General features: G+C 35.3%; 14 protein-coding genes and 1 pseudogene. 11 read left to right on the top strand and 4 right to left on the bottom strand.

Translation table 11 applies throughout. The features are described 5' to 3' along the window. Positions 1-9 precede the first annotated feature (9 nt). The gene (locus ACYVEC_RS25075; protein WP_063220992.1) at positions 10-585 is read left to right on the top strand and encodes an NAD(P)H-dependent oxidoreductase; all 576 of its coding nucleotides are present in this window, start codon (positions 10-12) and stop codon (positions 583-585) included. Then, positions 582-935 carry a hypothetical protein gene (locus tag ACYVEC_RS25070; RefSeq protein WP_063220940.1) on the top strand — a complete coding sequence of 118 codons (354 nt, stop codon included), beginning with the start codon at positions 582-584 and terminating at the stop codon, positions 933-935. The genes ACYVEC_RS25075 and ACYVEC_RS25070 overlap by 4 nt, the downstream gene beginning before the upstream one ends. Before the next feature lie 40 nt (positions 936-975). Here ACYVEC_RS25070 and ACYVEC_RS25065 read toward each other — a convergent pair whose 3' ends face one another. After that, a complete protein-coding gene (locus ACYVEC_RS25065) occupies positions 976-2,322 on the bottom strand; it encodes a short-chain fatty acid transporter (RefSeq protein ID WP_063220941.1) in 1,347 nt (448 codons plus the stop codon). Positions 2,323-2,728: 406 nt separating this feature from the next. Here ACYVEC_RS25065 and alo point away from each other — a divergent pair, with 406 nt between their 5' ends. The 6 genes and pseudogenes from alo (at position 2,729) to ACYVEC_RS25035 (ending at position 9,138) form a co-directional block, all read left to right on the top strand. Beyond that, positions 2,729-4,267, top strand: coding sequence for an anthrolysin O/cereolysin O family cholesterol-dependent cytolysin Alo (gene alo, locus ACYVEC_RS25060; protein WP_063220942.1), 1,539 nt, complete (start codon positions 2,729-2,731; stop codon positions 4,265-4,267). A 322-nt stretch (positions 4,268-4,589) separates the two neighbouring features. After that, positions 4,590-5,819 carry a serine hydrolase domain-containing protein gene (locus ACYVEC_RS25055; RefSeq protein ID WP_063220944.1) on the top strand — a complete coding sequence of 410 codons (1,230 nt, stop codon included), beginning with the start codon at positions 4,590-4,592 and terminating at the stop codon, positions 5,817-5,819. Positions 5,820-6,571: 752 nt separating this feature from the next. Continuing rightward, positions 6,572-7,323 (top strand): annotated as a pseudogene (locus ACYVEC_RS25050) (DUF7225 domain-containing protein). 455 nt (positions 7,324-7,778) lie between these two features. Further along, a complete protein-coding gene (locus ACYVEC_RS25045) occupies positions 7,779-8,336 on the top strand; it encodes a TetR/AcrR family transcriptional regulator (RefSeq protein ID WP_098555748.1) in 558 nt (185 codons plus the stop codon). 14 nt (positions 8,337-8,350) lie between these two features. Further along, positions 8,351-8,713, top strand: a complete 363-nt coding sequence (locus tag ACYVEC_RS25040; protein ID WP_063220946.1) for a DMT family transporter — start codon at positions 8,351-8,353, stop codon at positions 8,711-8,713. Next, positions 8,710-9,138: a YvaD family protein gene (locus ACYVEC_RS25035; protein WP_063220947.1), complete on the top strand. Its 429-nt coding sequence runs from the start codon at positions 8,710-8,712 to the stop codon at positions 9,136-9,138. The genes ACYVEC_RS25040 and ACYVEC_RS25035 overlap by 4 nt, the downstream gene beginning before the upstream one ends. Before the next feature lie 177 nt (positions 9,139-9,315). On the opposite strand, the gene ACYVEC_RS25030 is transcribed toward ACYVEC_RS25035, so the two are convergent. After that, complete coding sequence (locus tag ACYVEC_RS25030; protein ID WP_063220948.1) at positions 9,316-9,861, bottom strand: transcriptional regulator; 546 nt, start codon at positions 9,859-9,861, stop codon at positions 9,316-9,318. Positions 9,862-9,983: 122 nt separating this feature from the next. On the opposite strand from ACYVEC_RS25030, the gene ACYVEC_RS25025 reads away from it, so the two are divergent. Genes ACYVEC_RS25025 through ACYVEC_RS25015 form a run of 3 tightly spaced genes read left to right on the top strand, consistent with a single transcriptional unit; the run spans position 9,984 to position 11,910 of the window. After that, positions 9,984-10,223 carry a PLD nuclease N-terminal domain-containing protein gene (locus ACYVEC_RS25025; RefSeq protein ID WP_000690914.1) on the top strand — a complete coding sequence of 80 codons (240 nt, stop codon included), beginning with the start codon at positions 9,984-9,986 and terminating at the stop codon, positions 10,221-10,223. Beyond that, positions 10,220-11,119 carry an ABC transporter ATP-binding protein gene (locus ACYVEC_RS25020; RefSeq protein WP_063220949.1) on the top strand — a complete coding sequence of 300 codons (900 nt, stop codon included), beginning with the start codon at positions 10,220-10,222 and terminating at the stop codon, positions 11,117-11,119. The genes ACYVEC_RS25025 and ACYVEC_RS25020 overlap by 4 nt, the downstream gene beginning before the upstream one ends. A gap of 2 nt (positions 11,120-11,121) precedes the next feature. Beyond that, positions 11,122-11,910, top strand: a complete 789-nt coding sequence (locus ACYVEC_RS25015) for an ABC transporter permease subunit (protein ID WP_063220950.1) — start codon at positions 11,122-11,124, stop codon at positions 11,908-11,910. Between the two features lie 53 nt (positions 11,911-11,963). Here the strand turns inward: ACYVEC_RS25015 and ACYVEC_RS25010 are convergent, their stop codons facing one another. Together ACYVEC_RS25010 and ACYVEC_RS25005 are read right to left on the bottom strand one after the other, a co-directional pair. Beyond that, positions 11,964-13,223: a serine hydrolase domain-containing protein gene (locus ACYVEC_RS25010; RefSeq protein WP_063220951.1), complete on the bottom strand. Its 1,260-nt coding sequence runs from the start codon at positions 13,221-13,223 to the stop codon at positions 11,964-11,966. Between the two features lie 100 nt (positions 13,224-13,323). Next, positions 13,324-14,523, bottom strand: a complete 1,200-nt coding sequence (locus tag ACYVEC_RS25005; protein ID WP_063220952.1) for an MFS transporter — start codon at positions 14,521-14,523, stop codon at positions 13,324-13,326. Between the last annotated feature and the right edge of the window lie 15 nt (positions 14,524-14,538).

Raw genomic sequence — 14,538 nt, 5'->3', positions numbered from 1 at the left:
TGTTTGGCAGTGAATGTACTAATTGTATACGCTCATCCTAGTCCTTCAAGTTTTAACGCGGCGATTTTAAAGCATGTGCAAAAAGGACTACAGGAAACAAATCATTCAGTTACTGTACTTGATTTATACAAAGAACAATTTGATCCAGTCCTTGTTTTTAATGAAGAGAAGAAAAGGCGTGATTTAGTAAATGAAGAAGAAACAGCTCGGTACAGAACGTTAGTGGAAGAAGCGGATACTCTTCTCTTCATTTATCCAATATGGTGGTGGGGGATGCCGGCTATTTTAAAAGGGTTTATTGATCGCATATTCGTAGCTGGATTTGCTTATAAATATGAAGGTGCTCTGCCGAAAGGGTTATTGAAAGGTAAGAAGGCGTGGGTAATTAATACATTAGACTCACCGTTATGGTATGTCGCACTATTATATCGATCAGCAGATTGGATTATGATGAAGAGAGGTGTTTTACGTTTTTGCGGAATTCGCGATATAAAACGGTCAGTTTTTCAATCTGTGAAAACGAGTAAACGAGAGAAGCGGGAAAAGTGGTTATTACAAATAGAAGAAAAGGCTCGTACATTATGAATGAAATGGAACGTATTATAAAATGTTGTGGGTATGATAACGAACTTTTACGAACGTATATTACGTGTTTACTTCAATTGAAAAAATGTAGCGCAATATTTCAGCAAATTCAAATAGAGTTAAGAAATGATTATTTAATAAGGGGAATTTGTGAAAGAGAAGTTGATGAAGTAGTACGGGGAAGTAAGGAATATGAAATACATTTTCTTCCTAAAGTATTACAGTGGAATTTCTTGAGGGAAAATCCACATCTGATTGAAAAAGTATGTGAAGATTTTTTTTCATGCGAGGCATTACTTCTTACGGATATAGAGTGGAGAGGTATTATAAATTGCATGGGAAATAAATAATTTATTATGTAAAAAAGCTAGTATAAAACTAGCTTTTCGTTTAAATAAATAGGAAACATAGACTTATGATAAATCCTGCATATAGTAAGTTGACAACGCAAAATCCCATAATATCACGAGCGCCTAAACTGGCTATCGCTAATGCCGGTAATGCCCAGAAAGGTTGAATTAAATTCGTCCAAGCATCGCCCCAAGCAATTGCCATTGCTGTTTTTGCAGCAGGTACACCAAGTTCAGCACCAGCTGGAATCATAATTGGTGCTTGCACTGCCCATTGACCGCCTCCTGATGGAACGAAAATATTAACGATGCCAGCACTTAAAAAAGTAAAGAGCGGGAAAGTCGTTTCGTTTGAAATGCTAATAAAGAAATTAGAAATAGCTCCTCCAAGTGAAAGTCCTTCACTATTTGCTCCAATCATCATCCCCATAATTCCTGCATAAAACGGAAACTGAAGTAAAATGCCAGAAGCACTTTTCGTAGAATCTGAAAAAGCACGAATATATTGAATTGGAGTGCGGTGAAAAATAAGACCAGCAATTAATAACATAAAAATCACGATATCGAGAGTAAGGTTAAAACCTTTCGTATAAAAGTAATTGAAAATATAAATGAGACCTAACAATCCAACGCAAAGTGTAATAATGATACTATTTTCCATTTTTTCAGCGAACGTATTTTTTTCTACTTCTTGAGCCGCAGCTTCCTCATGGAACACGCTAGGATCCACTGTAATCGTATGCTTTTCATCTGGATGCATCGCCTTATTAATGAGAGGCATCGTAACTAAAAAGATAATAACTGGAACGAGAGCGTATGGTGAGAATAACGTTTCAGTTATAGGAATCGCTTCTTTAATACTTCCAGCTGTCGTTTTGATTAACGTTTCGCCGCCTGTTGCTAACGTAAGAGGAATAGAAGCAGAAAGCCCCGCATGCCAAATGAGAAATCCAGAGTAAGAAGAAGCAATGGCTAGTCTATAATCTAATCCTTCAAGCTGCCTCGCTACTTCCTTTGCGTATAAAACAGATACAACAATACCAAATCCCCAGTTTATGTATGCCCCTAGTAAACTTACGATTGAAATGGCAATAATACCTTGTCCATTCGTTTTTGGTAGTCTTGCCGCTTTCGTTAATCCTTTTTTAATGAGAGGAGCGTTTGCTAAAGCAGATCCTGTCACGAGTACAAGTGCCATTTGCATAGAAAAGGCAAGAAGTCCCCAAATGCCATTACCCCAGTGATTAATCATTTCCACAGGTGTTTGATGCGTTGCAAACATGCCGAAGAAGATAACAAAAACAGTTAATAAACATGATAAAATAAACGGCTCTGGCAAGAAACGTTGCACTAAGGCGACGCAACCATTAGTAAAAGAACGAAACAAAATAGATTAACCTCCTTATGTATATTTATTACAATTATTCGAGGTTGATTCGTTCATAACCTTTTAGAATTAGAAAATTCTGATATTTTTAGAGGGATTGAAATATTGTCAAGAAGAGTAGTACCATCATCATCTGACAGAAAAAGTTGCTTTTCCTCAATATGAAATATTGCATATAAAAATGAATTGATGCAAATGCAAAAGCTTATTATAATGAAAGCATAAATATACAACACATCTTAATACAGCAAAGAGGAGGAAGTAATATGGAAATCGCAATGGCAGTATTAAAATTTTTAGGTGGAGTAATTCCGTTAGTTCAAGAACTTTTAAAAGCGTTTATGTAAGTTTATTAGTTAGCTATCATGTATCCATCATTATTATATCTTACTAAAAAAAGAATGGGGTGATTTTTCTGAACATTAAGAAAAATACCAAGAGAAGAAAGTTCCTTACATGTTTATTAGTTAGTCTATGCACTCTTAATTATTCATCTATTTCTTTCGCAGAAACACAAGCGGGTAATGCAACTGATATAACTAAAAATGCTAGTAGCATTGATACTGGTATAGCAAGCCTTAAATATAATAATCAAGAGGTTTTAGCTGTAAATGGTGATAAGATAGCGAGTTTTGTTCCGAAAGAAAGTATCAATTCAAATGGTAAATTTGTAGTAGTGGAACGCGAGAAAAAATCACTTACAACATCACCAGTCGATATTTCAATTATTGATTCTGTAGCAAATCGCACGTATCCAGGAGCTGTACAACTTGCTAATAAAGCTTTTGCAGACAATCAACCGAGTTTATTAGTGGCTAAGAGAAAACCTTTGAATATTAGTATAGACTTACCTGGCATGAGAAAAGAAAATACAATCACTGTCCAAAATCCGACATATGGTAATGTGGCTGGAGCAGTAGACGATTTAGTATCTACTTGGAATGAAAAGTATTCTACAACACATACGTTACCTGCAAGAATGCAGTATACAGAATCTATGGTTTATAGTAAATCACAAATCGCAAGTGCTCTTAATGTTAACGCTAAATATCTTGATAACAGTCTAAATATTGACTTTAATGCGGTTGCAAATGGAGAAAAGAAAGTGATGGTGGCCGCATATAAACAAATATTTTATACTGTAAGTGCTGAACTACCTAACAATCCATCTGATCTCTTTGATAATAGTGTTACTTTTGGTGAGTTAACTCGTAAAGGAGTAAGTAATTCGGCTCCACCTGTTATGGTTTCAAATGTAGCTTATGGTAGAACGGTTTATGTAAAATTAGAAACAACATCTAAGAGCAAAGATGTACAAGCTGCTTTTAAAGCTTTACTTAAGAATAACAGCGTTGAAACGAGTGGACAGTACAAAGATATTTTTGAAGAAAGTACCTTTACTGCTGTAGTATTAGGCGGAGATGCAAAAGAGCATAACAAGGTTGTTACAAAAGATTTCAATGAAATCCGAAATATCATTAAAGATAATGCTGAATTAAGTCTTAAAAATCCAGCATACCCAATTTCATATACAAGCACTTTCTTAAAAGATAATGCAACTGCTGCTGTTCATAACAATACAGATTATATCGAAACGACAACTACAGAATATTCAAGTGCTAAAATGATACTTGATCATTACGGTGCTTACGTTGCTCAATTTGATGTATCTTGGGATGAATTCACATTTGATCAAAATGGAAAAGAAGTACTAACACATAAAACATGGGAAGGTAGTGGCAAAGACAAAACGGCTCATTACTCTACAGTTATCCCTCTTCCACCAAATTCAAAAAATATAAAAATCGTTGCAAGAGAATGTACAGGTCTTGCATGGGAATGGTGGAGAACAATTATTAATGAACAAAATGTTCCGTTAACAAATGAAATAAAGGTTTCAATTGGAGGAACAACATTATACCCAACTGCTAATATTAGTCATTAGGTTGGAGCAAAGCGCCCTGGTTATAGGGCGCTTTTTTACTTGTTTGAAAGAATATCGGTGTTTTTAGATGTATCATAATCAATTCGCAAATCTTGTAATCATATTTTTTTATGGCTGTATCAATGTTATTAATGATTGCATTCCCCATTATTAAATCCCCATAAATGTAGCCTATCTTAGGTTGATAGTGATGCATGGTGCCTCCATGTATATAAATGCATTTTGTCGAAATTATTAAAAAGGGGAATTTTTCTATTTGAAGAACTAATAATTGATTGTCAATATGTATTAGAAATCTCAATCTAAACTAAAGGAGAACAAAATGGGACAAAACAATAAGGGCTTTTCTGAAACAGGATTGCGCAAAATGCGCAATATATTGGCGCAGCATGTCGATTCTGGAAAGATTCCTGGGCTCGTCGCCTTAGTCAGCCGAAACGGCGAGACGCATGTCGAAGCGCTTGGAACAATGAGGCATGATGGTGGTGCACCAATGCGTCGGGACACGATTTTTCGATTGGCGTCCACTAGCAAGCCAATCGCAGTTTCACCAGTAATGGTTCTGCTCGATGAGTGCAAACTGCATTTAGACGACCCAGTAGACAAATGGCTACCGGAACTCGCCGACCGGCAAGTGTTGAAACAGCCCGATGGCCCGCTAGAAGAGACCGTCCCAGCACGGCGTCCTATCACTGTACGAGACTTGTTGACCTCCACATTCGGGCTCGGAGTGGATCTCACGTTGATGGGTTCTCCAATCATGAACGCGTTCTTTGAGAGTGGGATATTCGACACGCCAGGGCAGGATATGCCCGATCCAGATGAGTTTATGCGTCGCCTAGGTGGACTTCCGCTAAGCTATCAGCCCGGAGAGCGGTGGCAGTATCATATCAGTATAGAAGTAATCGGCGTTCTTGTTGCCAGGGTCACGGGTCAGACGTTCGAGTCGTTCTTGCACGAACGCATATTCGATCCGCTAGGAATGAAGGATACTGGATTCTACGTACCTCAGCTCAAGATTGATCGGCTTCCACCAGCCTTCAACCCCAATCCGCAGACAGGTGAATTCATCGTGTGGGATGAGGGGGCGGATGGACGTTATAGCAAACCTCCAGCATTCCAAGCAGGCGGTGGTGGACTGCTTGGAACCGTCGACGATTATCACGCGTATTTGCAGATGCTTTTGAATAAAGGGATGCACGGTACTAAACGGATCCTGTCTAGGCCCGCAGTCCAGCTGATGACCACCAACCGTCTTACTCCGGAACAACAAGTATACCGAGACGATTTGGCCAAAAATAACGTCCATTTGTCGTTCGGACAAGGGATCCAAGGTGGCTGGGGCTTTGGGATGGCGGTGCGTACCTATCTTGGAGACTACGCGTCTATTGGTCAATTCGGCTGGGATGGTGGAACCGGTACTTCAGCTTACGCTGATCCAGATAAACAGTTTATTGGAATTCTGTTCACCCAGGTTGGGATGTCCACTCCGGCCCCATCGCATCTTATCCAAGACTTCTGGACTATGGCCTATCAAGCAATCGAAGACTAGGGTACGTTTAAAGGAAAACCCCAAGACGGATAGATAATCATAGGCTTGATGGCCACGATCAACACCATGGTTAAAAGTTAGGATAGGACCGTGTTGGAAGTACTGCGGTAACAGTTGGGCATTGTAAATAATAGCACAACAAAAAATCCTCTTGGATGCAAGATGATTTTTTTATTGGGAATAGTAAGGACGAGAGGAGGTGCATTACATATGGGAAAAGGTAGAAGTAATAATGCTGGTAAAAAGCAACCGAATTTCGATGATTCATCTAATTTCGCTAAACAAAGCCAACCGACAGAAAAGAAGAAGAAGTAAAAAAAGGATCTCTCTTTATCAAGAGAGATCCTTTTTTAATATATTGACGTTTCGGCACAACATATCGATTGCTCAACCAAATAGTCATTATAGTCATTCATGCAAGGCTTAAACTCCTTCGAATGGAAGTTAATTTAATATTATTGTCCTGCTTTTTATAATGCTTCTTCACGTTTACCTTATTTAAAAAGCCAATAAAAAAAGACACGTTTCCTAAATAAACGAGCTCTTAATGGAGTATTATCTTTATTTTGAGCATTTAATAAAATTCTCCAATTTATATTTTACTCTAATAGTCTATGAAATTTAAGTAATTAAATGTAAAATTTATATAGAAGTTAAAAATATCGGTTACGTTATTCTACAATCGGGTCAAATTATAGAGTAAAGGTTGTACTATGGCTAAAAATATTGATAAACACGAGGAGAGGATTACATTGACTATTTATGAGCAATTCATAGAGGCTCTTAAAGAAAAGATAGGCGATACTGTAACATCTGCAGAAATAAAGGACAGATTAATAACAAAATTTAATACAAAACCGGGGAGTATTAATCCTGCTGATTATTGTTATAACCGTTATAACAAAGGGAGAGCTGTTAATAAAAATATATTTATATATATAAATAAAAAACTTATAGATATGTAGGTGAAAATTATCCTTATACAGGATTAGTTTTTCACAAACCTAAAGGGACAGATTGTGAATATGTTGTAGGTGAGTGGGATAATGGGAAACTTCTTTTTTATAAGGATAAGGATAAAATAGGAATCTCACAAATTAAAAAATTATATGAGGCATACTTTGAAATGTTACGATTTGAAATGAATGTTCTTGGTTGTAAGGCGACTGAATTAAGGCATCTTATAGGTCGTTTAGGTGAATTTTTTTGTGTTCTTTATATGAATGGTGAGCTATCCAAAGTGACGAATCAGCATGGATATGATGTCATCAAAGAAGGGAGAAGAATAAGTGTTAAAACAACTGCCCAAGAAAAAGGTTTTATTACGATCAATCAAAACACATTCGACCAATTCGATGACTTCTTCGTAGTTCAGTATAAAGATGATGATTTGAAACTATTATTTTATGGGCCAAAGGAAGAGATTCCATCGCTTAGACCATATGGGAATACATATGAGGTTGATATAAATTCTTTAAAGAGAGTAGAAAAGACACTCCTATAAGGGTGTCTTTTTCTATAGTTTTTTAGCAGAAGCAAGCAGCTTCAACGATGATTATTCAGCTTTGTAATTGTTATAGGAATCATATGAAACAAAAGACACTTGGTAAAAGGGCTATAATTGAATTTGTAACCCTTTTTTGTTACTCATTAGAAAATATTAGTGCCCAGTGACTAATATTTTCTATACATACCCATCAAGCTAAAAAAGAACATATACCAACATAGCCTTATAGAGCTGCATTTAACTTTATTTAAAGCTTCATGTATCAGTGTTCTTCTATACATTCACTTTATTGTTGAATATGCAGGTATGATCCTCATTGCTCTTACGTTTTACCTGTTTTGAATTATGGGTTAGAAAATTAAGAAATATTTATTGTGTATATTGTGTTAAATATTGTAAAACGAAATGGTACCAAAAAAACCAAATTGGTACCAATGGTTTAGGGGCGGATTATGAAGCAAAGAATATTAACAGAAACAATTCATCAAATTCAAACGAAGGGGTTTACATTTACAATTAGTGACTTAGCAAAACAATTAGCTGTGAGTAAGAGGACAATCTATGAGCACTTCTCTTCAAAAGATGAAATAGTAGATGAAGTTATTCGTAATGTAATAGAAAGTATTCAAGAAAAGGAAAAAAATATCGCTGAAGATGATACGTTACAAACAGTTGAAAAAATAAGACTCATTTTAATATGCATTCCACAACAATTTCAATTCATGGATGCACGTTTATTAGTAGAACTAAAAAAACATCATTATAATCAATGGTTAAAATTAGATCAGTTTTTACGTGAAGGTTGGTCTACTGTAATCTGTTTAATAGAAGAGGGAATGAGAGAAGGAAGCATAAGAAAAATTCAAATTCCGTTTTTTATTGAAGTATATTTAGGGGCACTGAATCGCATATATGATCCTATGTTTATTGAAAAGAGTGACTATACATTGGGAAGTATGCTTGAATCGATTATGGACATGTTACTGTACGGAATTTCTAATTCGAAATAGAAGGTGGGAGAATAGTGCAGTGGATTTATTTAAGTTTAGCAATTTTATTTGAAGTAGCGGGTACAACTGCGATGAAATTATCTGATGGATTAACGAAACTAGTACCAAGCATTCTTATTTTTGTATTTTATGTAGTAAGTTTTGCATTTCTTTCATTTGCATTAAAAGGGATGGAAATGTCCGTTGCATATGCGGTTTGGTCAGGTATGGGAATTGTAACGATTACAACAATTGGTTTTATTTATTTTGGAGAAAGTATCAATATAATTAAGATACTAGCAATTCTTTTTATTTTAATTGGAGTCGTAATTTTAAATTTTAATAGTGCAGCACATGAAGCGAAGAAAAAAGAAATAGTGGAGGAACGTATACATTGAATCGATTAAAGTATTTTTTCTTTATTACTGATCTTGGATTTGTTGTATATTGGCTCATAACAATTTTTCATATGATTCCGCAAGAATATTTGTTTAAAGATTATGAAGACCCAATTTTAGTAGCATGGAACTGGTCTTTTTTACCCTTGGATTTGTTAATCTCGTTAACGGGATTTTTAAGTTTGTATTTGTATTCTAAACAAAAACATATTTGGAGCCACTTTGCGTTTTTATCATTAATTTTAACTTTTTGCTCAGGGTTACAAGCTCTAGCATTTTGGACAATCCGTTTAGATTTTGATATGTCTTGGTGGATCCCTAATTTATATTTATTAGTCTATCCATGCTTCTTTTTAAAAAGTGTTTGGAGAGAGTGTGGATGGTATGAGACTAGCATGAGAAAAGAAAGAAAAGAATTCATGTAATATAGGAAAGATAGGACCTTTAAGCACATTCTAATTCTAGATGCTACAACATTGCAGCTTCTAGATAAGTTTTTTCGCTAGCCGTACAGTAGTAGTCAAAACAATTTTCGAAATGAAGGTAGCCGATGATGCCTATGGTAAGGAAGCATCGGCTTGTATTATGTATATTGAGTGAGTTCACGTTTCTGGAATAATTGTAATAGCGACGGTCCGAACCGGAGCCTCTATTTCGTCATCTTTACTTTGGCTATTGTAGTATTTAATCATTAATTCGTTAAGTTCGTTTTGAAATTTTCCAAAGTGTTCCTTACCTAGCTTTAATTCTACTACAGAAAAAGTAGACTTATCTTCTTGACTGTTTTGTTCCTCTAATTTCTTAAGGTAACTTTGATATTGTGTCATAAGTGATAACTGATAATAGGAAATGTAGTTTAACTTTTCATCATCAGATAATCTTTTCCATTCACTTCCTTCAATTTTTGCATCTTCTTCATTGATTGCGTAATATTTTTCAGAAACAGATTTTACCTTTTTTTCTTTAATTACATGGACGATACCAGAATCAACCATAGTTTGTAGCTGTCTATATAGTGTTGCTTGTGGTACATTTTTAATGATTTTTACCATTTCTAATGGTGTTAGCCCATCTTCTTTATTTCTCATTAACACTTGGCAAATTTTCATTCTTACCGGATGCATTAAAATTTCAACTTTATTACTCATTATATCACCTTATGTATTGTTTTTTATTCTCATTATAAATAATGAGAATAATGATTGCAATCCATCCGTTTTTATTTTATCATTATCAATAATGATAATGAGATTTAAAAGGAGTGATGACAATGAAAATACATTATGGATTGAATGATCTTAAAGACATTGATATTATGGCTTTTCTACCCATTATATTGCCAGTTATTGCAGTGGGAGCACTTTTAGTTTTAATTGCATTCATTGATTTATATCGACATAGGAAAACAAGAAAAAATGTACTTGTATGGACGTTAATTATTCTTTTCGTTAATATATTGGGACCTATCTTGTACTTTGTTATAGGGAGAAAGGACAGTGAGAAATTATGAAATTAGAGATTAAAAATGTAACAAAATCATTTAAAGGAAAAATTGCTGTCAATAATTTCTCGATGGAACTGCAAGCGGGGGAATGCGTCGGATTAATTGGACCAAACGGAGCAGGGAAATCCACATTAATAAAAGTAATTTCGGATATTACTAATCCAACTGCTGGTGAAGTTTTATTGAATGGGATAAAAATATCAAAAATGAAAAGTGAAATTGGTTATCTACCTCAATATCCTAATTTTTTTCATTGGATGACAGCGAGAGAAACGCTTACGTTTATGGGCCAACTTTCGGGGTTGAAAAAAGAAGAATTGTCAAAGTCGATTCCAAAAATGTTGGAGAAAGTTGGACTAAAGGAAGAAGAAAATGCAAAGGTTAGTACATTTTCTGGTGGAATGAAACAACGACTTGGTATTGCACAAGCATTATTGCATAAACCTTCGCTTATTGTCATGGATGAACCAGTATCCGCATTAGATCCGATCGGCCGGCGGGAAGTATTGAATCTGATTGAAGAAATAAAAAAAGATACAACCATTTTATTATCAACCCACATCTTAAGCGATGCAGAAGAAATCTGTGAACGATTTGTCATTATAAAAGATGGAACAAAAATAGAAGACACAACGATTACGGAGCTTTTACACCGTAATCGTGAAAATAAATTAATTATTGAAATAACAGATAAAGATCAAAATTGGATTGAAGTTGTAAAGAAATTACCGTATGTGAAGAATGTAGAAGTGGTTGGGCTTAAAATCAAAGTGAAGGTTGAAAGTATCGAAATAAACAAAAATATGTTACTGCAAAATGCACTCGAACATAAAGTGGACATCGTTAAATTTAAAATGAGCAACGATACTTTAGAAGAAATTTTCTTGAAATTGGTGGTGTAAAAATGAATAACTCAATGGTATTGATAAAAAAAGAATATGTTCAAATGTTACGTGATTTTAAGATTATTTGGCTACCAATTGTTTTTATATTTTTAGGTGCAACACAGCCGATAGTAACTCATTATTTGCCATCAATTCTAGAAGCGTTAGGTGGAGGCCAGGGAATTACAATTGATCTGAGTATGGCAGCGCAAAAAGGGGGCGAAGTATTAGCGACTACTTTGGGATCCCAGTTTGATCAGCTTGGACTTATGATTCTAGTGATTTCTATGATGGGTGCAATTCAAACAGATAAAGCTAATGGTATGTTGGCCTTTATTTTAACAAGGCCCGTTACTGTTACTTCATATGTAGGTGGGAAAATAGTGTCAAACTATTTAATGGTAGCGTTTAGTGTAACAATTGGATACGTAGCTTCTTATCTATATGTAAATTTTCTTTTTACTGCCGTTCCATTTGCACACCTAATTACTGGATTACTATTTTATCTAATTTGGGTTCTTTTTATCGTATCTTTCACAACAATGATAAGTGCTATTTTTCACAGTCAAGGTATTATTGCATTAATTTCAATTGTTTTCCTTTTAGCCTGCAGAGTAATCGTCGGTTTGAATCCAATAATAGATCAGCTTAATCCAGCCGGTATGAGTAAGTATGCAATGGAAACGTTAGTCACGGGGGTAGTAAATTCAAACGCAATAATTAATGGATTACTAACTATAGTGTGGATTTTATTGACACTCTTCGTAACGTATTATTGGATTGCTAATAAAAAGTTTCATTATGAATAACCGTAATAAGGGTAGTGGTTTCAAATAAAACAACGCAATAAGAGAAGCTTCCACTATTGTGGAAGCTTCTCTAAATGATGTGCAATATCAATATACATATTGGCGTAAACTGAATGTATTTCATTACTTGGCGTAGCGTTAGAAGAGAAGTGGACAATTACCATATTTGCTTGCGGATCGATGTAAAGTGTTTGTCCGTAACTACCTAACACTTCGAAAGCACCTTGTTCATTATGCGGAATCCACCATTGATTATGATAAGAAATAGAAGCACCAGTGCCAATTGCAAGTTCACCTTTTTGGACATTTTTTATACTTTCTGTAATAGAGGAAGGGAGGATTTGTTTTCCATTATATTCCCCGTTATTTAATAGTAATTGCCCGAATCTCGCCATATCTCTAGCAGTTGCATTTAAACCAGCACTTGCTTGTTCTACTTTTGTTTCATCTGTTACGTAATATGCGTTTTCTTCCATACCAATTTGAGACCATATTCGTTCGCTAACATTTTCCGCTAATGATTTACCAGTGATAGTTCGAATAACCCAAGCGAGCGTTTCAGCAGATCCGTTATCGTAAGAAAAACCGGAACCGGGCGGTGCGGTTTCTTCCGCTTCTCGTAACATATCATAAATTTTCATTGGACCGTCGTAGTTTTTACCTCGAGGTAAAATATTGCTCGCTAAATATAGTTGTGCATCTTGATTTTCTAACGCTGGATGTTCATATCCGTGAGTAGGGTATTCTACAGAAACTTGCATGTCCATTAATTGCTGAAGTGTAGCTTTACCGAACGGTGTATTGTTTAATTCTTTTATATAAGTGTTAGCTGTTTTCTCTAAGTCAATACGATTTTCTTCAGCGAGAGATTGTATCATTGCACCCGTAAAGACCTTTGCTAATGACGCCATGCCGTGAGGTTCATTCTCGTTATATCCATTGAAATATTGTTCATAAACAAGTTGCCCATTATGTACAACGACAAAAGCATCCGTTTTGTTATCGTCTAAAAGTTTTTTTAAAGGAGTTGTATTTCCAAATCTACGCTCCACAGCAAAATCGTCTAAGTTTTGCAATGCGGAAGGGAAGTGAGCAATTTGGTCAGGATTGTTTTTTACGTCATTAATTAAAGTGAATTCTTTCATATGTGTGTAAGACCAACGTAAGTAAGGATCATCTAACCAATTTTTTTTCGTCACGTTATTTTTTGATGGGATTGTTTTATTGTGTTTGAAGTATGTAAAACCGAGCCCTGTAATTACAAATATGAATGTGATTATGAGTAAGAGTAGGGGAGATTTTTTTAGTTTCATAGGGGTCCCTCCTTATTATTTCTATTATAAGTATACGCTTCTATTGAAAGAAATACAAAATAAGGAAAGTAAACAGAGAAGTTTACTTTCCTTATTAACGTTAAGCGGAAATTTGTCCGTCTGTACGTTGTTTCTTGAATTTTTGTTTTCGTCCGTGTAATCCATAATAGAGAAGTAAAGTGAACGCAACGATAATAGCTGCGATAAAATACATATTATGGTAACTTGATTTCGCTGCGACGATACCTAAAATGAAAGAACCAAATCCAATACCACTATCAAAGAATGAGAAGTACGTAGCTGTTGCAGAACCACGTCGGTGGTTTGGAGCGGCAGAAATTGCAATTGTTTGGAAGCTTGGAATTAATGTTCCATAACCTAAACCGATTAATACACCTGCGCTTAGGAACCAAAACGGAGTTTGCGCTTGACTTAATGCGAACATCCCAATTGTGAAAATAATAATAGCTGGATAAACAAGTACGTTTTCACCGTAGCGGTCAAAAATCTTTCCTGTAAATGGACGAGAAATTACAACAACAAGTGCATATACAATAAAGAAATAACTTGCAATATCAGCTAAACCGAGCTCTTTCGCATAGATAGGAATAAAGGATAAAATACCACTATAAGAAAAGGCTAAAACAAATCCTGTAAGAGCAATCGGAATAGAGGATGGTTCAATTAAGTCTTTCCATTTCATTTTTTCTCGTTTTTGTTTGCTTACTGGTGCTTCATGCGGAATATTTACAAGTAGTCCTAATAAAAATGCAAGCAATGAAAATACGGAACAAACGATAAATAATACAGTAAACGAAAAATGAGAAATAATTGTTAAACCTAAAAAAGGACCAATTACCATCGGCAGACTCATGAATACGCCGAAATAGGCAAGTGCTTCGCCCCGTCTATGAGCTGGCGCAACATCAGTTACAATCGTACCAGTTGCTGTCGTCGCCATCCCAAACCCAATACCATGTAAGAAGCGAAGGGCTAGTAATAAAAATAAACTTTGCGCACCGAAATACATAACAGTAGCGGCTAAAAATAGTGAAAGTGAAATAAATAATATTTTCTTTCTTCCTAAATCATCGAGCCATTTTCCTGTGAATGGTCTACATAAAACAGATGAAATAAGAAAAACAGTTGCAACTAAACCAATTTCCTCAGGTTTTCCTTTTAGGCCGTCTATTACATAGACAGGCAAAGTAGTCATAAGCATGTAAAATGTTAAAAAGAGAAATAGACTACTAAAACAAGTTCCGAGGAAATCCTTCGTCCAAAGTTTTTCACTTTGCATCGTCATCCCTCCAAT

The sequence above is a fragment of the Bacillus sp. MN7755 genome (genome assembly GCF_054771475.1).
This window is presented reverse-complemented; position numbering and strand designations above follow the sequence as displayed.

Bases quoted from the DNA above. Each gene is read 5' to 3' on its own strand.
- ACYVEC_RS25030 (WP_063220948.1), bottom strand. From the start codon at position 9,861: ATGAGTAATAAAGTTGAAATTTTAATGCATCCGGTAAGAATGAAAATT.
- ACYVEC_RS25055 (WP_063220944.1), top strand. From the start codon at position 4,590: ATGGGACAAAACAATAAGGGCTTTTCTGAAACAGGATTGCGCAAAATG.
- ACYVEC_RS25005 (WP_063220952.1), bottom strand. From the start codon at position 14,523: ATGCAAAGTGAAAAACTTTGGACGAAGGATTTCCTCGGAACTTGTTTT.
- ACYVEC_RS25015 (WP_063220950.1), top strand. From the start codon at position 11,122: ATGAATAACTCAATGGTATTGATAAAAAAAGAATATGTTCAAATGTTA.
- ACYVEC_RS25025 (WP_000690914.1), top strand. From the start codon at position 9,984: ATGAAAATACATTATGGATTGAATGATCTTAAAGACATTGATATTATG.
- ACYVEC_RS25070 (WP_063220940.1), top strand. From the start codon at position 582: ATGAATGAAATGGAACGTATTATAAAATGTTGTGGGTATGATAACGAA.
- ACYVEC_RS25010 (WP_063220951.1), bottom strand. From the start codon at position 13,223: ATGAAACTAAAAAAATCTCCCCTACTCTTACTCATAATCACATTCATA.
- ACYVEC_RS25020 (WP_063220949.1), top strand. From the start codon at position 10,220: ATGAAATTAGAGATTAAAAATGTAACAAAATCATTTAAAGGAAAAATT.
- ACYVEC_RS25045 (WP_098555748.1), top strand. From the start codon at position 7,779: ATGAAGCAAAGAATATTAACAGAAACAATTCATCAAATTCAAACGAAG.